This window comes from Pseudomonas sp. UW4, assembly GCF_000316175.1.
GTDB lineage: Bacteria > Pseudomonadota > Gammaproteobacteria > Pseudomonadales > Pseudomonadaceae > Aquipseudomonas > Aquipseudomonas laurylsulfatiphila.
In genome coordinates, this window is record NC_019670.1 from 3,022,904 (window position 1) to 3,047,406 (window position 24,503).

General features: G+C 62.5%; 18 protein-coding genes and 1 pseudogene. 8 read left to right on the top strand and 11 right to left on the bottom strand.

The annotated features are described in order from the left end of the window. Window positions 1-422 precede the first annotated feature (422 nt). From PPUTUW4_RS13150 to PPUTUW4_RS30620, 6 genes and pseudogenes are all read left to right on the top strand, one after another. Window positions 423-1,586 (top strand): acetyl-CoA acetyltransferase, encoded by a 1,164-nt coding sequence (locus tag PPUTUW4_RS13150; RefSeq protein WP_015095093.1) that lies wholly within the window; start codon window positions 423-425, stop codon window positions 1,584-1,586. Window positions 1,587-1,649: 63 nt separating this feature from the next. Beyond that, entirely contained in the window at window positions 1,650-3,479 is a 1,830-nt protein-coding gene (locus PPUTUW4_RS13155) for a DUF1302 domain-containing protein (protein WP_015095094.1), read from the top strand. Window positions 3,480-3,510: 31 nt separating this feature from the next. Continuing rightward, window positions 3,511-4,872: a DUF1329 domain-containing protein gene (locus tag PPUTUW4_RS13160; RefSeq protein WP_015095095.1), complete on the top strand. Its 1,362-nt coding sequence runs from the start codon at window positions 3,511-3,513 to the stop codon at window positions 4,870-4,872. Between the two features lie 76 nt (window positions 4,873-4,948). Beyond that, window positions 4,949-6,025, top strand: coding sequence for a YCF48-related protein (locus tag PPUTUW4_RS13165; RefSeq protein WP_015095096.1), 1,077 nt, complete (start codon window positions 4,949-4,951; stop codon window positions 6,023-6,025). Between the two features lie 36 nt (window positions 6,026-6,061). Next, window positions 6,062-8,497 (top strand): MMPL family transporter, encoded by a 2,436-nt coding sequence (locus tag PPUTUW4_RS13170; protein ID WP_015095097.1) that lies wholly within the window; start codon window positions 6,062-6,064, stop codon window positions 8,495-8,497. A 132-nt stretch (window positions 8,498-8,629) separates the two neighbouring features. Then, window positions 8,630-8,755 (top strand): annotated as a pseudogene (locus tag PPUTUW4_RS30620) (outer membrane lipoprotein carrier protein LolA); the annotation flags it as partial. A 333-nt stretch (window positions 8,756-9,088) separates the two neighbouring features. Here the strand turns inward: PPUTUW4_RS30620 and PPUTUW4_RS13175 are convergent. From PPUTUW4_RS13175 to PPUTUW4_RS13220, 10 genes are all read right to left on the bottom strand, one after another. Further along, entirely contained in the window at window positions 9,089-10,363 is a 1,275-nt protein-coding gene (locus tag PPUTUW4_RS13175) for an anaerobic sulfatase maturase (RefSeq protein WP_015095098.1), read from the bottom strand. After that, window positions 10,363-11,196, bottom strand: a complete 834-nt coding sequence (locus tag PPUTUW4_RS13180) for an SDR family NAD(P)-dependent oxidoreductase (RefSeq protein ID WP_015095099.1) — start codon at window positions 11,194-11,196, stop codon at window positions 10,363-10,365. Before PPUTUW4_RS13180 ends, PPUTUW4_RS13175 begins: the two co-directional genes overlap by 1 nt. 26 nt (window positions 11,197-11,222) lie before the next feature. After that, window positions 11,223-13,586: an arylsulfatase gene (locus PPUTUW4_RS13185; RefSeq protein ID WP_015095100.1), complete on the bottom strand. Its 2,364-nt coding sequence runs from the start codon at window positions 13,584-13,586 to the stop codon at window positions 11,223-11,225. Window positions 13,587-13,657: 71 nt separating this feature from the next. Next, window positions 13,658-14,134 carry a 2,4'-dihydroxyacetophenone dioxygenase family protein gene (locus PPUTUW4_RS13190; RefSeq protein WP_007998330.1) on the bottom strand — a complete coding sequence of 159 codons (477 nt, stop codon included), beginning with the start codon at window positions 14,132-14,134 and terminating at the stop codon, window positions 13,658-13,660. A 120-nt stretch (window positions 14,135-14,254) separates the two neighbouring features. After that, on the bottom strand, window positions 14,255-14,656 hold the full coding sequence (locus PPUTUW4_RS13195) for a hypothetical protein (protein WP_015095101.1): 402 nt from the start codon (window positions 14,654-14,656) through the stop codon (window positions 14,255-14,257). 30 nt (window positions 14,657-14,686) lie between these two features. Further along, on the bottom strand, window positions 14,687-15,481 hold the full coding sequence (locus tag PPUTUW4_RS13200; protein ID WP_015095102.1) for an SDR family oxidoreductase: 795 nt from the start codon (window positions 15,479-15,481) through the stop codon (window positions 14,687-14,689). A gap of 31 nt (window positions 15,482-15,512) precedes the next feature. Then, window positions 15,513-16,751: a thiolase family protein gene (locus tag PPUTUW4_RS13205; protein ID WP_015095103.1), complete on the bottom strand. Its 1,239-nt coding sequence runs from the start codon at window positions 16,749-16,751 to the stop codon at window positions 15,513-15,515. A 94-nt stretch (window positions 16,752-16,845) separates the two neighbouring features. Continuing rightward, a complete protein-coding gene (locus PPUTUW4_RS13210; RefSeq protein WP_015095104.1) occupies window positions 16,846-18,402 on the bottom strand; it encodes an AMP-binding protein in 1,557 nt (518 codons plus the stop codon). 21 nt (window positions 18,403-18,423) lie between these two features. Further along, complete coding sequence (locus PPUTUW4_RS13215) at window positions 18,424-19,557, bottom strand: DUF5938 domain-containing protein (RefSeq protein WP_015095105.1); 1,134 nt, start codon at window positions 19,555-19,557, stop codon at window positions 18,424-18,426. Between the two features lie 59 nt (window positions 19,558-19,616). Then, window positions 19,617-20,900 carry an acyl-CoA dehydrogenase family protein gene (locus tag PPUTUW4_RS13220; protein ID WP_015095106.1) on the bottom strand — a complete coding sequence of 428 codons (1,284 nt, stop codon included), beginning with the start codon at window positions 20,898-20,900 and terminating at the stop codon, window positions 19,617-19,619. A 117-nt stretch (window positions 20,901-21,017) separates the two neighbouring features. Here PPUTUW4_RS13220 and PPUTUW4_RS13225 point away from each other — a divergent pair, with 117 nt between their 5' ends. After that, the gene (locus tag PPUTUW4_RS13225; RefSeq protein ID WP_227698127.1) at window positions 21,018-21,911 is read left to right on the top strand and encodes a helix-turn-helix domain-containing protein; all 894 of its coding nucleotides are present in this window, start codon (window positions 21,018-21,020) and stop codon (window positions 21,909-21,911) included. Window positions 21,912-22,394: 483 nt separating this feature from the next. Here PPUTUW4_RS13225 and PPUTUW4_RS13235 read toward each other — a convergent pair whose 3' ends face one another. Beyond that, window positions 22,395-23,000 carry a class I SAM-dependent methyltransferase gene (locus tag PPUTUW4_RS13235; RefSeq protein ID WP_041474864.1) on the bottom strand — a complete coding sequence of 202 codons (606 nt, stop codon included), beginning with the start codon at window positions 22,998-23,000 and terminating at the stop codon, window positions 22,395-22,397. Between the two features lie 243 nt (window positions 23,001-23,243). Between PPUTUW4_RS13235 and PPUTUW4_RS13240 the strand changes: the two genes are divergently transcribed. Further along, entirely contained in the window at window positions 23,244-24,497 is a 1,254-nt protein-coding gene (locus PPUTUW4_RS13240; protein WP_015095110.1) for a site-specific integrase, read from the top strand. Window positions 24,498-24,503: the final 6 nt, after the last annotated feature.

A 24,503-nucleotide genomic window follows, 5' to 3' on the forward strand; every position in this document is an offset into this window, starting at 1 on the left:
ACTTTGTACCCTGTGGGAGCTGGCCTGCCAGCGATGGTCGTTAACGATTACGCGTGTCAACTGGATAAACGCGGCGCGCTTGAGTCCATCGCCAGCAAGCTGGCTCCTACAGTTTTCCGGCGTGGGCACGGTCTCCTGTGGGAGCTGGCTTGCCAGCGATGGTCGTTAACGATTACGCGTGTCAACTGGATAAACGCGGTGCGCTTGAGTCCATCGCCAGCAAGCTGGCTCCTACAGTTCTCCGGAAATATTTTTTACCTCCCTTGTTCTTCCACCCCCCCTGACGATGGGGGGGTTGGATCGCGCCTGACCGATAGTCTGGACCTCACTTGAACCAACCCGGCCCGGCGGATCTGCCGCTCGCCGAGCGTTGCTCGAAGACAAGAGAGGATCGGCTCCAGCCGACTAACGAGGTAGGGCGTATGAGTCAAAGCGTGCTGATTGCGGGGGTGGGCATGTCTGCGTTCGTCCCGCTGGGCGCAGGCGACAGTGTCGCTGCGTTGGCGGGCAGGGCGATTCGCCAGGCGCTCGACGATGCACGCATTGACTATGACCTGGTCGACCAGGTGTTCAGTGCCTGCGTCAGCAGCGCAGTCGGTTGCACTGAGCAGGTCCTGGCCCAGATCGGCCTGACCGGTGTCCCGGTGTTTTCCCTCGCGGACGGCTGCACGGCAGCCAGCAGCGCCTTGCAGCTGGCGCGTCACAGCGTGTTGTCCGGTCAGGCCGAATGCGCATTGGCGCTGGGCTTCGAATGCATGCCGGCGAACGTTACCCACCGCGCCTTCTTTGGTCTGGACGATAGCGCGCCGCAGGCCTGGGACGGCCTCGGCCAGCCCGATGCCTGCCAGGCTCATTTTGCCCGGCGCGAGCATCCGGCCGCGCTGTTCGCGGCCCAGACCAGTTGGTTGCTGACCCGCATGGGCGTGGCCCAGAGCAGCTTCGAGCAGGTCCTCAGCCAGGCCCGGAACAAGGCCATGCTCAACCCGATGGCCGTGCTCAATCGCTGCACGGCACTCGATGGCTGGCGGGCTCGTTACCTTTGCCCGCCGGCGAGCGGGGCGGCGGCGGTGCTGCTGTGTACCCCGGGTTTCCTGGCCCGCTACGGCGCCCGCGGTGGGGTGGCCGTCAGGGCCTGTGTGCGCGGTAGCGACCTGGCCTCCGAGCAGGAGTCCGGCTGTGTGCTCGATGTGCTGGGGCGCGCCACGACCCGGCGGGTTGCGCAACTGGCGTATGAGCACGCCGGTATCGGTGCCGACGAGATTGAGGCCGTGGAGCTGCATGACCAGAGCGTCGGCGACTTCATGGTGTACAGCGCCGCCCTGGGATTGTGCCGGGAGGAAGGTATCGACGGCTTCGTGCGCGAACGGCGCAACAGCCGCGGCACCCCGGTCGATGTCTGCTCCTCCGGCGGATTGCTCGGTCGCGGCCATGCCCCGGGAGCAACGGGGCTGGCGCAAATCACTGAATTGGTCTGGCAGTTGCGCGGCACGGCGCCGTCCAGGCACGACAACGGTGTCCGGACGGCACTTGCGCATAACACGGCGCTGGGTCGTTCGGTATCGGTAACCATCCTGCAGCGCACCTAAGGACAGCGTCGCAGTGCCGTTTCAATGCGTTTTCATGAACCACAGAGAAGGTGAGCCCGTTAGATGAACAACAACAATAAGATCTGCCATGCAAACCTGCGTCGAGGGCTTTTGGCTACAGCAATCCTGGCCGGGATGGGCATCGCGCCCGCGCAAGCCCTGGAAATCGATACGGGCAACGAAGACCTGTCGGTGCGTTTCGACAACACCTTCAAGCTCAACTACGGCCAGCGCGTGGAAAGTGCCAACAGCAAGCTGGCCAACAGCTGGAACAACAATGATGGCAACCGCAACTTCTCGTCGGGCAGTGCAGTGTCCCAGCGCCTGGACGTGCTCTCGGAACTGGACGTGGTCTACAAGCAAAAGGCCGGCTTTCGCGTCAGTGCCAACAGCTGGTACGACCATGCCTATGACAATGTCGGCAGTGCCAACGCCTCGACCAACCAGCTCAACAACGGCGTACCGGACTCACGCCATATCAGCGGTTATGCCGACCGCTACTACAACGGACCGTCTGCGGAAATCCTCGATGCCTTCGTGTTTGGCAGCACCGAGATCGGTGACGAAACCCTGCTCAGCGCCAAGCTGGGCAGCCATACCCAGTACTGGGGCGAAAGCATCCTGGCCTTCGCCCACGGCAACAGTTATGGCCAGTCGGGCCTGGACATCACCAAGGGGCTGACAGTGCCGGGCACCGAGGCCAAGGAGCTGTTCATCCCGCGCAACCAGTTGTCCAGCAGCCTGACCTTTGGCCCGGAGCTGACCCTGAGCGCCCAGTACTTCCTCGGTTGGGACGCCTCGCGCCTGCCTGAATCGGGTACCTACCTGGGGTTCAACGACGGCATCCAGAGTGGCGGGCACAACCTGTCGCTGATCGGTGGACGCAATCCACTCTTCGGTGCTCCGGGCCCCATCGGCGCCAATGAATTCCTGCGGCTGACCAACGGCCACACCTTCACCCCGGACAATCACGGCGACTTCGGCCTGATGGCCAAGTGGAGCCCGCAATGGCTGGACGGGACCCTGGGCTTCTACTACCGCAACACCTCGGACATCCTGCCCAACCTGGTCCTGCAGCCGACGGCTGTCGGCCCGGCGCAGCTGATCTCGGGCAACATCGGCAGCTACAACCAGTTCTACGTCGATGATATCGATATCTACGGCATCAGCCTGTCCAAGAGCATCGCCGGGGTCAGCGTCGGTTTCGACCTCAACTACCGCGAGAACATGCCGCTGGCCAGTGTCGCCGCCACCGTCAGCCCGGCCGCGGCCGCCGCCGGGCTGCCCGGATTCATCGGCAGTTTCGATGGCAACAACGGCGTGGCCCGAGGCAACACCGTGCATGCGGTGCTCAACGGCCTGACCACCTTCGCCGACACGCCGGTGTGGGACAGCGCCTCGCTGCTGGTGGAGCTGGGCTACAGCCGCTGGCTGGATGTGACCGACAACAAGCAGCTGTTCAAGGGCGAGGACTGGTACCGCGGCGTGGACAAGGTCAGCAAGGACAACTACGTCATCGGCGTCAACTTCAACCCGACCTGGTATCAGGTTTTCCCCGGCATCGATTTCTACATGCCGGCCACCTACAACGTCGGCCTCAATGGCAACTCCGCCGTCCAGATGGGGGGCAACGAAGACTCCGGAAGCTATTCGATCGGCGTTGGCATGGACGTGCACAACCAATATCGCTTCGACCTGAAGTACGTGGACAACTTCGGTTCGTTCGATACCTGCGACCGCGCCGGCAACGCCGGCAGCCAGGGAGAGGGTGCCGCACCCGGCGCCAATGGTCAGTACAACTGCACCCCGGGGCAGGCCACTGCCTTTGGCGGTACATCGGCCCAGCTCAAGGATCGCGGCATGGTCACCTTCACCTTCAAAACGACTATTTGATCGAACGTTGCCAGGCAACAGGAGAGACCCCATGAAACTTGCCCAATCCGTATTGGCCGCAGCCCTTGCGCTGGCGGTGACCGGTGCCGCCCACGCGGCCGTATCTTCCGACCAGGCCGCCCGGCTTGGCAGCACATTGACCGGCGTCGGCGCCGAAAAAGCCGGCAATGCCGACGGCAGCATCCCGGCCTATACCGGTGGCCTGATCCAGGCCCCGGCCAGCTACCAGGCGGGCAGTTCGTTTCGACCCGACCCCTTCGAAAGTGAAAAGCCGCTGACGGTGATCAACGCCGGTAATGCTGCCCAGTACGCCGGCAAGATGACAGCCTCGACCCAGGAACTGCTCAAGCGCTTCCCGTCGTTTCGCGTCGATGTCTACCCGACCCACCGTACCGTGGCCATGCCTCAGCGATTGCTGGATAACACGGCGAAAAACGCGGTCGGGACCAAAACCACCGAGGGTGGAGTCGCCCTGGACAATGCGTTGCCCGGCGTGCCGTTCCCGATCCCTGCCGATGGCTATGAAGCCATGTGGAACCACTTGCTGCGCTATCAGGGCTTTGCGCTGAACTCCAAGTACGATTCCTGGAACGTCGATTCCTCGGGCAGGGCGACCCTGGCCACCACCGGCAACGCCTACATCGAGTACCCGCTGTACGACCCGGCCCGTACCACGGCGGCCAACGAGAGCGACGTGTTCTTCAAGACCAAGCTGTATTACCAGGGCCCGGCACGCCGTGCCGGTGAAGCCATCCTGGTGGTCGATGCGGTCAACCCGCTCAAGCAAGGCCGTCGTGGCTGGCAGTACCTGCCGGGACAACGCCGGGTGAAGCTGGCGCCGGACATCGCCTACGACACGCCGAACCCGGGGTCGGCGGGCAGCTCGACCTATGACGATTCCTGGGTGTTCAACGGTGCCCTGGACCGTTACGACTTCAAGCTGGTGGGCAAGAAGGAAATGTACGTCCCGTACAACACCTACAAGTTGAACTACCACAAGGTGGCTGCGGACGTGACCACTCCGAACCACGTCAATCCCGACCTGATGCGCTGGGAACTGCACCGAGTGTGGGTCGTGGAAGCGACCCTGAAGCCGGGCAAGCGCCACATCTACAGCAAGCGCACCTTCTACCTCGATGAGGACAGCTGGATTGCCCTGGCTTCGGACGAATACGACGCCAGCGGCAAGCTGTACCGCGGCGCCTTTGCCCACATGGCCTACAGCTACGACGTGCAGGCGCCGAACTCGGACAACCATATGTTCTACGACTTCGTCACCGGTAGCTACAACATTACCGGGATGTACGGGCCGTACGGTGGTGTGAAGTACATCGAGCCACTCTCCAAGGCCCAGTGGGCTCCGGAATCCCTGGCCGGTGCCGGAATCCGCTGACAGGACTCCATGTGGTATTTGCCATCGGGGAGAGGCCACACCTCTTCCGGTGGCTTTTTTTATCCGGGAAACAGCGATGAATAAAATCAGATGGATAGTGCTCATTGCACTGGGTGCCGCGTTGGCCTTGCCTTTCACCCGTGCCGTGGTGGCGGCGAATTTCGCCGATACTCTCGACCGGCCGGCGTTGCAGACCGACAAGGCGCTGCATGGCATTTTCACGGGACTGGCCAGTGCCGGCGGGCGCCTGGTCGCGGTCGGCCAGCGCGGCCACATTTTCTATTCGGACGATGCAGGCCTGCAATGGCGTCAAGCCAGGGTACCGGTCAGCTCTGACCTGGTGGCCGTGCATTTCCCCAGTCCGTCCCAGGGCTGGGCCGTCGGCCATGACGGCGTGGTGTTGCACAGCAGCGACGCGGGCGAAAGCTGGAGCCGTCAATTCGACGGCCGCGACGTCGGCTCGACCCTGCTCGCCTATTACCGCAAGCAGGCTGCGGCTCGGCCGGACGACGAGGCAGTCGCCGGCTTGTTGGCCGATGCCCAGCGTATGTTCGAAGAGGGCGCCGACAAGCCGTTCCTCGATGTGTGGTTCGAGAATGACCAGGTCGGTTACATCGTCGGCGCCTTCAACCTGATTTTCCGTACCGACAATGCTGGCCGCAGCTGGACGCCGTGGCTGGACCGGACCGACAACCCCAGTGCCTTGAACCTGTATGCCTTGCGCCCGGCCGGCAATGAACTGTTCGTTGTCGGCGAGCAGGGCCTGGTGCTCAAGTTCGATCCGGCCAGCGAGCGTTTCAAGGCCACCCCCACGCCCTACAACGGCAGTTTTTTCGGCATTGTCGGCAAGCCCGGCGCAGTGCTGGTGTTCGGCCTGCGCGGCAACGCCTACCGCAGCGTCGATGGCGGCGCCCACTGGAACCAGGTCGAGCTTGGCCTGCCCCTGAGCATCACCGCCGGCACGGTCACTGCGGACGGCCGGATCATCCTGCTGAGCCAGGCCGGCCATGTCCTGGTCAGCAACGACGACGGCGCAAGTTTCAAGCTGCAGGCGAAAAACGGCCTGGCGCCGGTGGCCGCGGCGCAAGTGACAACGGCTGGTGCACTGGTACTGGCCGGCGCCCGCGGTCTTCGCCAGCTACCCCTCGAATAAGCCCACCTGCGTACAACAAAAGAGACAAGACACGATATGGGTACCTACGAACTCGATACAATGCCGGTGGTGCGGGAGCTCAAGGGCTTCGACGCCCGTTCCGGCAACCTGCTCGAACGCTTGATCTTCAACAACCGCCTGCTGGTGGTGCTGAGTTGCCTGGTGATCACCGTGCTGCTCGGTTACTTCGCAGCCACTCGCCTGAGCCTGACTGCCAGCTTCGAAAAAATGCTGCCGCAAAGCCAGCCGTTCATTCAGAACTACCTGGAAAACCGCCAGTCCTTGCGCGGGCTCGGCAATGCGGTGCGGGTGGTGGTGGAAAACACCGAAGGCGATATCTTCGACCCGCAATACCTCGATGTGCTCAAGCAGATCAACGACACCCTGTTCGTGACCCCGGGTGTGGACCGTGCCTGGGTCAAGTCGCTGTGGACGCCGGCGGTGCGCTGGACCGAAGTGACCGAAGAGGGTTTTCGCGGCGGGCCGGTGATGCCCGATGCCTACGACGGCTCGGCCAAGGGCGTCGAGCAGCTGCGCTTGAACATTGCCCGATCCGGCATCGTCGGCAGCCTGGTGGGCAACAACTTCAAGTCGAGCATGATTTTCGTGCCCCTGCTGGAGAAAGATCCGGTCACCGGCCAGGCCATCGACTACCACGCTTTCTCGCGGGTTCTCGAAGAACAGTTGCGCAACAAGTACGAGTTCGCCGGCGGCAGCGATGCCCATGCCCGGGGCGAGGAGGGCAAGGGCCCGATCAAGGTCCGCGTGATCGGTTTCGCCAAGCTGGTCGGCGACCTGATCGACGGCCTGGTGCTGGTGATGATGTACTTTGGCGCTGCTGCGCTGATCGCCACGTCGATCATCTATTTCTTCACCCGCTGCGTGCGCAGCACCACGCTGGTGATTCTCTGCTCGGTGATCGCCGTGGCCTGGCAACTGGGTCTGGTTGCGCTGATGGGCTATGCGCTCGACCCGTTTTCGATCCTGGTGCCGTTCCTGGTGTTCGCCATCGGCGTGTCCCACGGTGCGCAGAAAATGAACGGCATCATGCAGGATGTGGGGCGCGGCACACACCAACTGGTCGCGGCGCGCTACACCTTCCGCCGCCTGTTCCTCGCGGGGCTCACGGCCTTGCTCGCCGATGCGGTCGGCTTTGCCGTGCTGATGCTGATCGACATCCCGGTGATCCAGGACCTGGCCGTCACTGCCAGCATCGGTGTGGCGGTGTTGATCTTCACCAATCTGGTGCTATTGCCGGTGCTGTTGTCGTATTGCGGTGTCAGTCGCAAGGCAGCGGCGCGCAGCCTGCGTCAGGAACACAAGGAACTGCACGGCAAGGGCCTGGGCAACCTGTGGAGCCTGCTCGACCGCTTCACCGAGCGCCGCTGGGCCACAGTCGCAGTGATCGTCGCCGGGCTGCTGGCGGTGGGCGGGTTCATGGTCAGCACCCAGCTGCAGATCGGCGACCTCGATCCCGGCGCGCCCGAGCTGCGCGCAGACTCCCGCTACAATCGCGACAACGCCTACATCACCGACAATTACTCGCTGTCCAGCGACCAGTTCGCCGTGATGGTCAAGACCGCGAGCGAAGGTTGCCTGAAGTACGAGACCCTGGTCGAGGCCGACCGTCTCGGCTGGCTGTTGCAACAGCAGCCGGGGGTTCAGACCACCGTGTCGCTGGTCAACGCCGTACGGCAGATCACCGCGGGTTCCTATGAAGGCAACCCGAAGATGCTGACCATCGCGCGCAATCAGGACGTACTCAACTATGGCGCGCAACAGGCCTCGGTGAACAACCCTGAACTGTTCAACAGCGACTGCTCGATGATGCCGGTGGTGGCCTACCTGGCTGACCACAAGGCACAGACCCTCGAGCATGTGGTCAGTGTCGCCGGGGCTTTCGCTCGCGAACACAGCAATGGTGAACGCCAGTTCATGCTCGCCGCCGGCAGTGCCGGGATCGAAGCGGCGACCAACATCGTGGTCCGCGAGGCCAACCGCACCATGCTGGTGTACGTGTATGGCGCGGTGATCGTGCTGTGCTTCATCACCTTTCGCAGCTGGCGCGCGGTCGTGGTGGCGGTGGTGCCGTTGATGCTGACGTCAGTGCTCTGTGAGGCATTGATGGTCTGTCTTGGCATGGGCGTTAAAGTGGCCACGCTGCCAGTGATCGCCCTGGGCGTGGGGATCGGCGTGGATTACGCGCTGTACCTGCTCAGTGTGCAACTGGCCCAGCAGCGAGCCGGCCTGTCGTTGACCGAGGCTTACAAGAACTCGGTGGCGTTCACCGGCAAGGTGGTCGCTCTGGTGGGCATCACCCTGGCGGCGGGCGTCATCACCTGGGCCTGGTCGCCGATCAAGTTCCAGGCGGATATGGGGATCCTGCTGACCTTCATGTTCATCTGGAACATGATCGGTGCGCTGGTGCTGATACCGGCGTTGTCGCACTTCTTGCTCAGGAAGGCTCGCTGATCTGTCGGCGAGCCCACTGCGGGAGCGAGCCTGCTCGCGAAGACTGTGTGTCAGGCGGTGGATGTATTGAGGGTGTACATATCCGTTTCTGCGGTAACGGCCACTTAGGGTGCTGCCGTTACGACGGGTCACTTGGGAAAACGGAACGCCGCCTGGCCTGTAGGAGCGAGCTTGCTCGCGATGGAGGTCAACGATGATGCGGGGAACCTGACACCCCGCGGTGCTCTCAGGTCTTTCGCGAGCAGGCTCGCTCCTACAGAGCCCACCGCCCTCGGCCATCCATGCCGAGGTGCCCACTACGCAGAACCGGAACGAAGCCTCACGAGGGGCAGGAAGATCAAAAGCCAAAACGAGACGGCCTGAAAGCCGACCTGGTTGCGGGCCTGTCTGCGGTTCCAATGTAGGATCGAGCCTGCTCGCGAAGGCGGTCTGCCAGCCGACCTGAATTTGGCGGATATACCCGGACTCTGTGGGAGCTGGCTTGCCTGCGATGACTGAGTGTCAGGCGACAAATGTTTTGAGGGTGTACATCCCGGGTCGCCTGTCAGGCTGCCTTCGCGGGCAAGCCCGCTCCCACAGAACCCCAACTCATTACCGCACCGGCTTGAGCGGCACGATCAGCGGGCCGTCGAACGCCTGCATGATCAACGAAGCGGGCTGGTCATGGCTGATCAACTGGGCCATGGCGTTCATGTAGGGCGTCAGGTGGCGGAAGTATTTCTTGTAGGCGGGGCACAGGTAGTTCAGTCCGGGTTCGCCGTTGGGCGCGGTCATGAACCGGTTTTTCGGGCATTCGCCATGGCAGGCGAAGCGGTAGTCGCATTGCCGGCACAAAGTCGGCAACGTGGTTTCCTTGGCCGCGCCGAACGCCTGCTGGGCCGGGGAGGCAAGCAGGGCGGCCGGGTCATCTTCGTTGAGATTGCCCAGGCGATACTCCGGGTACATGAAGTGGTCGCAGGAGTAGACGCTGCCGTCATGTTCGACGATCGCTGCCTTGCCGCAGCGCGGGCTGAACAGGCAGACCGAAGGCGCCAGCTGGCACCAGGCCGCCAGCGCCCATTCGAAATTCATCACATGGATGTCGCCGACGTCATGGCGTACCCATTCGTTGAAGATGGCGATGAGAAAATCGCCATAGCGCTCGGGTTCGACACTCTGCGCCGTGACCACCCCGGGTTCGTCCACGGCATGCAGGCGCAGTTCCGGCGGTGTGGCGAAGCTCAAGCCCTGCTTGACGTCCGCTGCGCCCGGAAGGCGTTCGACCACCGGGTTGAACTGGATATGCCGCACGCCCTGGGCCTTGAGGAAACCATAGATTTCCAGCGGATGGTTCGCCACGTCGCGGGCCACGGTGACCAGCACGTTGAACGGCACCCCGTGTTTCTTCAGCAGGCCCAGGCCAGCCATGACCGCATCGAAACTGGAGCGGCCACGCTTGTCCGGTCGGTAGAGGTCGTGGACTTCACGCGGCCCGTCGAGGCTCAGGCCGACCATGAACCCCTCGCGGGCAAGAAAGGCACACCACTGGTCATCGAGCAGGGTGCCGTTGGTTTGCAGGGTATTGCGGATGACCTTGCCAGCGCCAAACTCGCGCTGACAGGCCACCGCCCGCTGGAAAAAATCCAGACCCAGCAAGGTCGGCTCGCCGCCTTGCCAGGTGAACTCCACTTCGGGGCTGGGTTGCGCGGCGATGTAACCCTGGATGTACGCGCGCAACACCTCGTCGGACATGCGAAAGCGCTCTCTGGGCGGGTACAACTGCTCCTTTTCCAGGTAGAAGCAGTAGCTGCAATCGAGGTTGCAGATCGGACCGACCGGCTTGGCCATCAAGTGCAACCCTTGCACGACAGTAGAAGCGCTCGCCATCAGAGGAACCCGACCTTGCGTGCATCGTTCAGCACGAAGCGACGCAACAAACCCAGGGACAGGCGACGCAGGTGATACAGCACCTTCGCAAAGGGCCCGACCAGCAACAGGTCCTGGCTCTTTTGCACCGCGCGGACCATGCCTTCGGCAACCACCTCAGGCCCGCAGCCCTTGGTCTGATAGTATTTGTGCAGTCGCGTGAGCTGGGCTTCGTCGACCGAGGGCGAGACGTTGCTGCGGGCATGGGTGATCGGCGTATTGATGATGCCGGGACACACCGTGGTTACGCAGATATCGCTGGCGGCCAACTCCATCTTCAGCACTTCGTTGAACCCGAACACCGCATGTTTGGAGGCGGCATAGGCCGCCATCGTCGGCGACGGGTACAGGCCGGCCGCCGACGCCACGTTCAGCACATGGCGCGGCCCGCCGGCCTTGAGCATCTGCGGGATGAAGTGATAGCAGCCATGCACCACCCCCATCACGTTGATGTCCAGCACCCGCTGCCAGTGGGCCAGGTCGCTTTGCAGGAACTGGCCCAGGTAACCGATGCCGGCGTTGTTGATCAGCACGTCGAGCGCCCCGAGCGAGGCATGGAGCTTCTCGGCCAGCTCCCGCACGGCTTCGCTGCTGGAGACATCGAGCTGATGGATGGTGCAGCGGGAACCGAGGGCTTCGACGTCCATTTGCACCTGCCTGAGCGCAACGAGATTGATGTCGGTGGCAATGATCCGGGCGCCACGGCGGGCGAATGCCAGCGCCGCGGCGCGACCGATGCCGGAAGCGGCGCCAGTGATCAGGACGTTCTTGTTTTTAAGTTCGGTGGTGGCCATGGAAATCTCCTGGGCAGGGCAAGGGTTCAGGGCAAGTAAGCGACATGCACGTCGTCGACCTTGCCGTTGAAAGCGAACGGCGCGCGGTCGAAGTAATCCAGGGCGACCGGCGAGCCGAGGTCCTGGGCCACGTCAAAGGTTTCGCTGGCGGTGAAGGTGAATGCCGGGGTGAACGGCGTCACGCCGCTGGCGACTTCTTGTCCCTCCAGACGCAGGCTGAGGTTGGCCGGCGCGCCCAGTTTGGTCGTGCTCATTTGGGTCAACACTTCGATGTTGGCTTTACCGGCCGGCACGCGTTCGGTCGAGCGCAGCTTGACCCGGGCAATGGCCAGGGCGTTGTACTCGTAGACCAGATAACCATCGTCCAGGTACAGGCTGACACCGCCACCGATCCCGCCCATGGCATACAGCACGCCACTGGCCTTGGCCGGCACGTCGGCCGTCACCAGTACCCGGTTGTTGCGGCTGCGCAGGTTGGGGGCGGTGAACTCCGGGAAGCGCTGGGTGCGATCGCTGAAGTTCCATTCATGTTTGTCGGTACCCGGGCGTACATCCGGGTTCATGAAGGGAAACAGACCGGCGCCGATCGGGTAGACGTTGTTGGCCTTGGCCTGGGTATCGAACTCGGCCTTCAGCTCAGCGAGTTTTTCCGGGTGACTGGCCGCCACGTCCGTGGCTTGCGAGTAGTCGTTGCCAAGGTCATACAGTGCCCACTGGTCGTTGTCCGGGTTCCAGCCCATGAACTGGGCAAACCCTTGCACCCAGGGTTTGCGCGGGCCGAATACCGAGGCGATCCAGCCGTCCTTGTAGATGCCACGGCTGCCGAGCACTTCGAAATACTGCGGGGGCTTGCGCGACTTTGCATCGGCGTCGGCAAAGGTGTAGCGCAGGCTGACGCCGTCCATCGGGTCCTGCTCGACGCCGTTGACCACCTTGGGCGCGCTGATATCGAGGAGGTCGTAGACCGTCGGGACAATGTCGTTGACGTGGTGAAACTGCCCGCGGACCTTGGCATCGGCCTTGATCTGCTTGGGCCAGGAGACCGCCATCGGCGTGCGCGTGCCGCCGAAGTAGCCCGCCACCAGTTTGGTCCCGATAAAGGGGCCTGAACCCGCCCAGGCCCAGGCGGCGTTGTACATGCTCTCGAGTTTCGGGCCGCCGAGGGCTGACAGGCCACCGTAGCTGCCGTTGAGCACTTTGAGCTGCTGCTCCTTGGGCACCGGAATGCCGTTCTGCGCCAGCAGTTCGTTGATGGTGCCTTCCATGCCTTCGGCCGAGGCCCCGTTGTCGCCGAGCACATAGAAAATCAGGGTGTTGTCGCGTTTACCCTCCAGCTCCAGCTCGTCGAGGATCTTCCCGGCCTGGGTATCGGCATGCTCGAGGAAGCCTGCGTAAACCTCCATCAGGCGCGCCTGGTATTGCTTTTGCCCGGCGTCGAGGCTGTCCCAGGCCGGCAGTTCGGCGGGGCGCGGGGTCAGCTTGGCGTCCTTGGGAATGAAGCCCATGGCTTTCTGGCGGGCGAAGGTCTGCTCGCGATACGCATCCCAGCCAGCGTCGAACTTGCCCTTGTACTTATCGGCCCATTGGGCGTTGACCTGGTGCGGGCCGTGCACGGCACCGGGGGCCCAATACATGAAGAAGGGTTTGTCCGGGGCGTAGGTCTTGTGGTCCTGCAGCCAGTTCACCGCGCGGTTGGCCAGGTCTTCGCTGAGGTGGTACTTGGGATCGCGAGGCGGTTCGATCGGCGTGGTGTTGAGATACAGGCGCGGCTCGTACTGGGAGGTTTCCCCGGCCATGAAGCCATAGAAGTGTTCAAAGCCATAGCCGGTCGGCCAGCTGTCGAACGGTCCGGCGGCGGTGGTTTCCGACGTCGGTGTGTTGTGCCATTTGCCGAAGGCGGCGGTGCTGTAGCCGTATTGCTTGAGTACTTCGGCCATGGTCGCCGAACTCTTGGGAATCTTGCCGGTGTAGCCGTCCCAATCGGTGGCCAGCTCGGCGATCACGCCATTGCCGACCCGGTGGTGATTGCGTCCGGTCAACAGGGCGGCACGGGTGGCCGAGCTGATGGCGGTGGTATGGAAGGCGTTGTAGCGCACACCGCTGTCGGCCACCCGGCTCAGGGTCGGGGTGTGGATGGCGCCGCCAACCGTGTCGGCCTGGGCGAAGCCGGCGTCATCGAGCATGATCACCAGGATGTTCGGTGCACCGGCCGGCACATGGGACTGGGCCTGGCGCTTCTGGTGATGGGAATCCTGCAGGGTCGGCCCGGCGGTGCTGGCCGAAGGCGTCGGCGCGAAGGGCAGGGTGTCCTGGGCGCAGGCGACGGAGCTCGCCAGCAGCATGCTCACCTTCAGCGAGAAATGCCCGGTGCGCGCAAACTTCTGAATCATGGAAGACTCCTGTTCTTGTAGTTGGCGGAGTGAGTGGGGCGCCCCTCTCGGGGAGGGGCGCCGGGCGTCGGTCAGACCGAGAAACTGGTGATGTCCTTGGGCTGGATGTCGTTGGCCTCGCAGTAGGCCAGGTAGCGCTGCACGCTGGTCTTCCAGTTCTCGATGGCGACGATGTTGTCGTTTTCGTCCATGTACATCAGATCGCCCAGGGTGACGTTGAACGTGATCACCTCGTCGCCGTGCTCGGGCAGGCCGATGGGCGTATGGCTGGTGGCGGCCGTCTCGAACACCACGCCACCTTCGGTGGAGATCCAGTCGTGTTCGAGGTACTTCCAGCCACCCTTGATGGTGTAGACGATCACGGTGCCGGAGTGGTGGTGCTTGGGCAGGGTCATGCTGGCGGGTGCCTTGAGCAGGGTAATGACCTCGCCACGCACCGGATCGCACTTGATGTACTTGATGAACACCTCGTCGTTGTAAGGCGCGAAAGGCACCCAGGGCAGGTCGTCGGCGTTGATGGCGGCGGTATCGATGCTTTCATACAGCATGGTGGTGCTCCTCGGATGGGCCGTTGGCGGCAGGTGGATGTTCTGAGTGGCATCGTGCGGGAGCGGGCAGAAATTACCCCCCCGGCGACGAGGGGGGTGGGCGATGCGCGCGGTCTTCAATCAGTGCAATGGCGAGAGGGCTTGCGCCGAACGGGTGCTGCTCAGGTAGCGCCAGAACAGCAGGGCAAAGACGATGTCGCTCGCCGCCAGTGCCGGCAGCGGCCAGGCAATGGTGCCCACCAGCCAGTGGCTGGTGATGACTGCGACCACGAGGATCTTCAGCGCGATCCCCAGCACGATGTAGGGGCGATAGCGCACCGGGTCGCGGCTGATCATCCAGTAGGCCCAGCCGAACATCAGCACCACGATCATGGTGATCTGGATGAACAGGCCCGTGGTCGGGGTCATCTGCAAGCCCATCAGTTGGGCCACCGGCTGCGTGGCCACCAGCAAGGGCAGGCCCGCCAGGATGTTGAAGCCGGCGGCGATACTGAACAGGGTGCGGGCGTAAGCGTTGGACATGGAGTACTCCTCAATAGGGTCAGACAAGGCTCAGCCCAGCAGCCTGAGCAGGGTGGGGTAGCTGTTGGGGAACAATCGGCTCAGCCAGAACAGGGTGCCGGACTTGTTGCCGGTGATGACCCGGCGGCTGCCGTTGCGCATGCCGTAAATGATGTCGGCGGCGCAGTCGGCGGGCGGGGTCAGCAGCATCTTGTCGGCCAGGCGGGCGAACTTCGCTTCCTCCTCGCCTGCAGCCTTGCAGCGCCGGCCGGCCCGCTCGATGTTGGTCCTGATACCGCCGGGATGGACGCTGATGGCGCGCACGCCGCTGCCCCTGAGTTCGGCCCAGAGACATTCGGTCAGGCCGCGCACGGCGAACTTCGACATGTTGTAGGCGCTTTGCGTGGGGTAACTGAGCAGGCCGAACACGCTGGAAATGTTGACGATGCAACCCTCACGCTGGGCCAGCATCTTCGGCAGGAAGGCCTTGGTGCCGTACAGCACGCCCCACAGGTTGATGCCCAGTTGCCACTCGAACTCTTCGATGCTGGTGTTGGCCACAGTGCCGATCACCGTGGCGCCGGCATTGTTGATGACGTAGTGAACCGTGCCGAAATCGCGCATGACTTCTTCGGCGTGGTCCTGGAATGCCGACCAGGACGAAACATCCAGCGTGTAGCCCCGGGCCTGGCTCGCTTCAGGGAGCAAGCCCAGGGTGGCATCGAGGCTCGAACGGTCGATGTCCGAGAGCGCCAGCAGCGCTCCCTCCCGGGCCAGTTGCACAGCCAGTTCGCGGCCGATACCGGAGCCGGCGCCACTGATCACCACCACTTTGTTGTTGAACATCTTGGCTACCTCTTTTATGGCAGGGGGGCGGTTACTTGCTCAGGATGTGAATCGCCACCGCCGCTTCTTCGACGCCCTGCAGGCCGCCACCGTTTTCCTGTATGGCATGCCGCGCGCCTTCGACCTGGCGCTTGCCGGCTTCGCCGCGCAACTGGGTCACCAGTTCAAAGAGCTGGCCGATACCGGTGGCGCCCAGCGGATGGCCCTTGGATTCAAGACCGCCGGAGGTGTTGACCGGAACGCGCCCGCCCAGGGTGAACTCGCCACGTTCGGCGGCCGGGCCGCCTTCACCGGGGGCGACGAAGCCGAGGTTCTCCACCTGGATGATTTCGCCCATGGCCGAGGCGTCGTGCACCTCGGCCACGTGCATGTCGCAGGGGCCGAGGCCGGCCTGTTCATAGGCCATTTTGGCGGCCAGGCGCCCGACGTGGAGCTCGGGCTGATCGAGGCGACGGTTGCTGAAACTGCGGATGACGCTGGCCGCGACCTTGATGCAACGGGCCTTGTCGGCACCGATGCGCTTGAGGCCTTCCTCGGTGCAGAGAATGGCGGCGGCGGCGCCGTCGGACAGAGGGGCGCACATCGGCAGGGTGATCGGGTAAGTGATGGGCGGCGCCGCCAGGATCTCTTCGATGCTGAAAGGCTTACGGAATTGCGAGTAAGGGTTGTGCACCGAGTGGGTATGGTTCTTCGCCGACACCGCGGCAATCTGCCGTTGCGTGGTGCCATAGGTACTCATGTGGTGCCGGCACATCGCGGCGTAGATGGCCATGAACTTGCTGTAGGGTTTGTCCGATTCGCTGCCTTCGGGCACTTCGACCCCTTCGCCCATTTGCACCAGGGTCTGGTAGTTCTGCTCGGCGCGGGAAATATCCCAGCCTGCCTCGAAAATCGAGAGGGCCTTGAGCTTGTCGGCGATGTTCATTTTCTCGGCGCCGATCGCCAGCGCCACGTCGGTGGTGCCGGCCTTGAGGCTCTGCACGGCCAGGTTGAAGGCGGCACTGCCCGAGGCACAGGCGTTTTCGATATTGTAGATGGGGATGCCTTCGATGCCGACCTTGCTCAGTACGACCTGGCCGGGGATGGCGATCTGGCCTTGCAGCGGGCCATTGGTCATGCCGGCATAAAAGGCGATGCCCAGGTCTTCGGTGCGGCACCCGGCATCCTGCAATGCGCCATTGAGCGCTTCGCGCGCCAGGTCATCGAGGCTGCGTTCCAGGTGTCGGCCGAAGACGGTCATGGCGATGCCGGCGATATAGACGGTGCTCATGAAAATTCCTTGTGATGAGTCAGGGAAGTAAGCTGGGGGCCCGGGCCTTGCGCGGGACGAAGTCGCCGATGCAGGCCAGGGCCGGTTACAGGCGTCAGATGTTTCGATCCAGGTTCTGCCAATAGGGCTGGCGCAGGTCTTTCTTCAACACCTTGCCCACCGGGCTGCGCGGCAGGCTGTCGACGAAGTCGACCGACTTGGGCGCCATGACGTGGCCCAGCCGTTCCTTGCACAAATCGATCAGTGCCTGGGCGCTGACGCTCAGGCCGGGGTTGAGCTCGACCACGGCCTTGACCGCTTCGCCCCATTTCTCGTCCGGTACACCGATCACAGCGCAGTCCTGGACCGCCGGATGGCTCCACAGCACTTGCTCGACTTCGCTGGGGTACACGTTGAAGCCGCCGGAAATGATCATGTCCTTCTTGCGGTCGGTCAGGTGCAGGTAGCCTTCGGCGTCGATGTGGCCGATGTCGCCGGTGTGCAGCCAGCCGTCGATGAGGGTTTCGGCGGTCTTGTCCGGCTGCTTGTAGTAGCCCTTCATGACCAGGTCGCCACGCACGCAGATCTCTCCGGTGGCACCGCGTGGCAGGATCCGCTGGTCATCGTCCATCACCTCCACGCGGATCAGCGGGTAGGGACGGCCGACCGATGACAGGCGCTCGTCGCCGGCCAACTGGCCGTCGACCAAGTGCTCGTCGGGGCGCAGGAAGGCGATGCTGGCCGGGGCTTCGGTCTGGCCGTAACCGCCGGCCATGATCGGGCCGAACACCTCGATGGCCTTTTTCAGTTTCTGCACCGACATGGGGGCCGCGCCGTACATCAGGTACTTGACCGAGGACAGGTCTAGCGTCTCGATGCCGGGCATTTCCAGCAGCTTGTAGATCACCGTCGGCGGCAGGAAAAACTCGGTGACCTTGTGCTGCATGATTGCGTCGAGCATCACCGCCGGGTCGGGCCGGGTCACCACGACCACCGTGCCGCCCTGGGCGGTGCACGGCACGGCCAGCAGACCGGCCGTGTGGGTCATGGGCGCGGCGGCCAGGTTCACCGGCGTCTCGCCATTGCGGTAGGCACAGGCCAGCATGAAGTGGGCGATGAAGGTCTGCGTGCTGCGGTGCGTATTCATCACCCCCTTGGGCATGCCGGTGGTGCCGCCCGTCGGCGAGAGCATGACCACGTCGTCCATGTCGTAGCTGACTTCAGGACGGGTCGAGGGCTGCTCCGCGCTCCAGCGTTGCAGCGACGGCGCATCGCGACCTTCGGCATCGATGCAGACCCAGTGCCGGATCTTCGGCAGCGACGGACGCAGGTCGTCGATGATCGCGGCGAACTCGTCCTGGTAGAACATCACCTCGCAATCGAAGGCATCGAGGATGTAGTGGTTCTCTTGCGCCGAGTTGCGCGCATTGACCGGTATCCAGGTCATGTTGGCGCGCCACAGGCCCAGGGTGCAGGCCCAGGCGGTGACGTCGTTTGCCGACCACACCGCGCCCTTGGTTTCCTTGGGCAAGCCCAGGGCCAGCAGGGTGTTGGCGATGCGACAGGACAACGCGCCCACTTCCTCGAAGGTGTAGGACCGCGCGCCCTGGATATAGGCGATGCCGTCCGGGTTCAAACCCCAGCCGCGGTCGTAGAAATCAATGATGGCCATGAAGGACTCCCGTGCTGCCGATCAGAGCTGGGTGACCGTGGCCCGTGCCAGGCCACGCTCTTCCAGGAAACCCAGCAGGTAGCGATGCCCGAATGCCTTGGAGCCGGAAGCGAAGCCGACCTTGGCGGTTTCGCCATCGATCAGCTTGATCGCGGCGGCAACCTGCAAGGCCCCGGTGGCGATGTAGGCGGTGGTGCCATGCACGGTGGCCCGCACGGCCGACAGCTGGCCGCGGCCGATGGCGGTGTCGACCATGCGCACGGTGGTAGTGCGCTCGCGCGGCGGCATGCTCGGCGTGGTCGACTGCACGATCTGCTTGAGCACTTCATCCTGATGCTCTGTTGGCAGGTGTTTGTATTCGGCGTCCCACTTCTGCCCCAGGCCATGCACCATCTTCATGACGTCGTTGTCGTAGAAGCCGACGCAGGAGACACAGGAGCGCACGCGCGGGTCGTTCTCGAAGTACACCGGCAATGAGGTGCCGCCCCATGGCAGGGCAAAGACCGGCTGCAGGAAATCAGGCGAAGGAATGCTGAAGGAGGTGCCGACAGCGTGCGGAACCAGTTTCTTCTCCCACAGGTAGCATTGTTCGGCGCGGTACATCTCGAAGATCGAGGCGGTCGAGCCCACGGTCACACCGGCACCGACTCCGCGCGGGCCACGGCACAGGGTCGAGGTTTCCAGGGCGTCGATGCCGGGTGTTTCCAGGGCCAGTTCGGCGGCGATTTCCGCGTAGGTGAACATGTAGGACAACGATGGCGAAACCAGCAGGCTGGCCTGGGCATAGAGCTTGCCGAACTTCTCCCGCACTTCGCGCATGTAGCTTTGCTCACCGGTGGTATCCAGGTGATGGCAGCCGGCCTTGAGCGCGGCCTCGACCGTGGTCAGGCCGAATTTGACGAACGGGCCGACGGTGTTGCAGACCACCTTGGCGCCACGAAACGCCTCGGTCAGCGCCTCGACCGTGTGTTCGGCTTCGATGACTTCATAGGTGGCCGACTCCAGGCGCACCACGCGCTGGGCCATCATCTCGTGCACGCGTCCGGCATTGCGTGCCACGGCGGTGAAGGGGATGTTCTGGTCGATCAGCCAGTCCATGGTGAGCATGCCGGTGTAGCCGCTGGCGCCATAAACGACGACGGGATATTTAGCCATTTTCGTGTCTCTCTTGTTTTTAAAAGGATGTTTTTTGGGGTTGAGGGGCAGGGCCGGGGTCAGTACTGCGACCAGCCTTCGGCATAAAGCTGTTGGCACAACAGACCAACACGCATGGTGATGATGGAGTTCTCGCCGTCTTCGATCAGGGCGGCGCGGGCATCGCGGAAGATTTTCTCGATCGGGTATTCACGGGAAGTACCGGCACCGCCGAACAGCTGCAGCGCTTCATTGGCGACCTTCATGCAGGCTTCAGTGACGGTCACCTTGGCCGACGCCGTGGCGTAGGGATGGCTCTGTGGCGACAGGCGCGCGAATGCCAGGGAACGTCGGGCCACCGCGCGTGCCAGTTCGACCTGACGCTGCATGTCGCCCAGTCGATAGCGCGTGAGCTGATGGTCGATCAGCAACTGACCGCCTTGTTTGCGTTCATGGCAGTACTGCAAGGCCATTTCGAACGCCGCGCGTGCCACTCCGGTGAACACTTGGGACATGTGCGTGCCGGCGTAGGACCAGGCCGAGGACTGGTTGCCGTAGTATTGATCCTTGCCGGCGATGGCGAAGCGCGCCGGTATTTTCACGTTGTCGAAATAGACTTCGCCCTGGGGCAGCGAGCGTTGGCCGATCTTGTCCAGCGGCTTGCCGCGCGATACGCCGGGCAGGTCCAGGGGCACGATCACGGCGACGCCGTTGGGGCGGCCGTCGGCGTCGAAAAAGCCGTCGCCATAGTCGGCGGTGATGTAGGCCAGCGCCACCTGCGCCACAGCCCCGTTGGAGACCCAGGCCGAGCACTGGCCGTTGAGGACGATCTCGTCCTTGCCGACTCTTGCCGTGAGGGTGCCCTTGTTGCCGGACTGGCCGTGGGGCCATTCGCGCTTCATGTCATAGACCATGATGTCGCTGCCCTTGTCCGGATGAGTGATCATCCAGCAGCCGATCTTGCCCTGGCACAGTTCCACCAACTCCTGATTGCCCACGGCCTTTGCCATGCGCAGCGGGAAACCGGCGACCGCCAGGGAAACGGCCAGGCCGGCATCGCCCCAGCCCATTTCCTCGCCAATCAGCGACTCCAGGCGCACGGCGGTTTCGGCGGAAAACTGCGTCAGCAGTTCCGGGTCCAGACCCAGCTGTGCCGCTTGGGCGAACACCGACCAGAAGGGCGAGCCGGGTGCGCAGACATCGGCCGCTTGCATCTTGTCGAGGGCCTGGCCGACCGGACGCAGCACGTTCCTGGCGAACTGATGCACCGATTGCTGGATGGCCGCTTCTTCTTCGCTCAATGGCGTTTCAAAACCCGTCAAGCCAACGGCGGGCAACTGCAAGGTGTCATGTAATGTGATCATTGGCGCTTGCTCATCCGGGGAAGGAACGAACCCACGCAATCGACCGCGTGGGGCTGGAACATGGACGCCATGATTGTTCTTCCCGGGATCGACAACTCACTGGAAAAGGGGGCATATTTGTCAAAATCTGCTCATCAGGGAGTGCCGGTGACGCCGCAACAGAAAGTTCATGACGTGTTGGGGCTGCCCATGGTCGGTGGCCTTGTGTGCAACCAGATGCCGCTGTATGCCGAGCGCTATTTCCTGCACGAGACAGACCTCGACATGCCCCCGGTGGGGGTCATGACCCTGCTCACTCAATTCGGTGGTTCGCGGGTGGAAGAGGGCACGGACGAGACGTCGCGCCTGAGCACGTTGCCCAGCATGTCGATGCTGATGCCGGCCCACTGCGCAACCCATTGGCGCTACTCGGGCAGCGTGGACTTCGCGGTGTTCTACATTCCCGAGCGCAGTGACGGTGTGTTTGGCCGGTTGCTGGAATGCTGTGCCCGGACCCAGGCACCGCTGGCCTTCAGCGACGCCCTGGTCAGCGCGGCGGCCCGGCAGTTGCTCGATGAGCTGAATTTGGGAAAACAGGCCGACCAGGGGTTCATGGCGCGGCTGGCGAGTGTGATGCTCGAACAGGTGTGCCGTGCGCTGCGCATGCAGACCCCGGGTTCGATCAACCCGCCGCACATTCAGTTGGCGCGTCTGCAATCGGTGGTGGCTTACATGCGCGAACACCTGGCCGAAGACTTGTCGATCAACCAGTTGGCGACCCGGGCCGGGGTCAGCCCGGCGCATTTTCGCCGGCTGTTCGACAATGCCATGGGCATTGCACCACACCGGTATGTGATGAACCTGCGGCTCGAGCACGCGCGAGAACTGCTCATGCAAACCGACCTGCCCATCCTGCATGTAGCGCTGGCGTGCGGATTCAGTTCACAAAGCCACCTGACAGCCGCCTTCAGGACGGCCCACGGAACCACACCGGCCCAGTTTCGCACCCGGTCCGGTGTCGGTCGCGGCTGAGAGCGGTCAGTGCAGCGAGGCGAAACTCACCGCAGGCCTGAAGCAGGTGTATGGATGGGATTTACACGGATCGGCGGGCAGATAACGCGATTGCAACCAGACTTCCCTGATCGGGGTGATGGTTACCAGCATCGCGGTCAGCGATGCAATGACACATAGCATTATTATTATTTTCATAGGCTCACCTGTTCGCGAACGTGAAGGGCGCAACGGATTGTCATGCGTTGAAAATAATGCAGCCGGGGTTTTGCGCCCCCCCCAACGTTGGGGGGCGGAGGGCTTCACGGTGGCTCGGTACTATCTTGAGAGCCAGGGTGCCGGATCTATGGCGGCGCCAGCGAAATGGAGGGAGAGGGGAGTTGGAAGGAGATTGCCCGCGTTGGTCGAATACGATCAGAACCTCGTCTTTATATAACTCAACTAAATAGTTGTTTAGTTTAATTATAATATACAGCTATATAAACGAGCAGGGCAAAGGGGTTTCTAACCGAAAACAGCCAACCAGATCGTATGTCCACCACAAGCCGGATCTTCCGTTGTTTGCTCAACGACGCTAAAACCATGGGCATCGAGCAGCGCAACATATTCATCGTGGTCCAGGCTGGCATGATAAAGCGTTTCACCCTCGAAGCTGCCCAACGCAACGCCATGGGCCGTTCCGCTGGTAAACATCAGCGCAGCACCAGGTTGGGCATGGGCCTGGAAAATCGGGAACATTCGACGCTGATCCTCAGGCGTCAGGTGAAAGAAACTGTCCCACGCCAGAATGCCAGCGAAACGCTGTTCAAGCGCCAGTTGGCGCATGTCGGCAATATGCCAATCGTGCTGCGCAAAACGTTGCCGACACAAGGCGATCATCGCCCTGGACGAATCAATGCCAGACACAGGGTGTCCCGCGCCGATCAAGTAACCAGCCATGGGTTCGGCACAGCCACAGCCGATGTCGAGGACATGACCAGCCGCAACCGGCATGGCCTGGCGAAAACGATCCAGCCAGGATTGTTCGACCAGACGCCGCGAGCGAACACGATCCCATGTTTGAGCGTGACGTTCGTAGAGATCGATGATCTGATGGGCTGCTTCATGCATGAGGGAGAGTCCTGGGGGGATGTGGTCGAGGGATGTGGCTGGGGGTTGAAATGTACCTGGGAGACGCCCTGTGTGGAATACCTATTAGTGCGCATAATGTATATTATGTTAAACGAGGTGCTATGTTAGATATGTTCATCAGCAGCCTAAAGCACTGATTCGACAAACCCGCTTCTGGCGTCCACTCTCTCAACGGGCCATGTACTAGATGTTCATGGTGAGCCTTTGAGTGAGGACCTTCCAGTGAAGTTGGTTCAGAGCCGTTTCTCTTCCGGTCAGCGTGTACCGCTGCTTGTGCAGGATGGTCAGGCGGCACCATTGCCCAAGCTAGTCCCATTCATCTACGTCCAGCTCAAGCTCAGGCATCGTGCATACAACACCGCCGCAGCGCACCTGCGTGCGATCCAGGCTTTCTACACCTATGCGGAAAGCCGGGAGCAGGATATCGATGAAGCCATCTTGGCTGGCCGTTTTGAGGCGATTCTCGCCTTGTTGGATGGTTACGCGATTTGGCTCCAAAGCGGCCGTCAGGCCGATAATCTGGTCGCCCGAATCGGCACAGCTGCAACGGCACCTTTTCCGCAGATCGATCCGCGCACCCGTGACCAGTACCTGCGATTGTTGAAGCAGTACCTGTCCTGGTGTGTCACCCGATACATCCCGCGCGCCCGTCAGAACTCAACCAGCCTGGCTAACATTGAGGTGGCATTTGCAGATGTCGCCGACGTCATTGAACGGCGCTTTGAGAGCCATATCATCAATGTTCGTCCCGACCACGCTCGTTACCGCAGCCTGACAGATACGCAACTCCAGATCATTCGCACGCTGATTCGCCCGGGCGCTGCGGAGAATCCGTTTCCGGAACGATTGCAGTTGCGCAATTGGCTAATGATTGAATTGCTGCTGGAGACCGGTATCCGTCGCGGAGAGCTTCTGAAGCTCTACACCACGGACATCAATCAGGGTTCTCAGCATGCCTATGTCAGCATCAATGACCGCGAACATGACCCAGGCGACCCACGCGCTGAAGAGCCTGCGCTGAAAACACACGGACGGACAATAGGTATCTCCGCACAGTTGCATGAGGTCTACGAGCACTATATCCAGGGCGAACGGCGCCCTCTGCGTGACGGCAAACCGATGAAATTGCTGTACCGCTATCTGTTCATCTCTGACCGAGGCCGCCCGCTGTCGATTCGCGCATTGTCTAACGTCCTCGATCGGCTGTTTCTGACCATTGAACTGGCTCATCCGGGGTTGTTGCCTACACTTTCTGCGCATGACTTTCGCCACACCTTCGCCGACCGTTTCTTGGCTTACCTGGTCGAGAAGCGTGGGCATGACCTCGAGCGCGCCACGGACGAACTCCGACGAGTCTGCGGCTGGTCTGAGACGTCGGCGATGCCACGCCGTTATGCAAGTCGTTATCTAGCCGAGTCGGCCAACCGCCATAACGCCGAGCGCGCCTCGGCAGCCTGGAGCCGACTTGACAGTTAAGGAGGT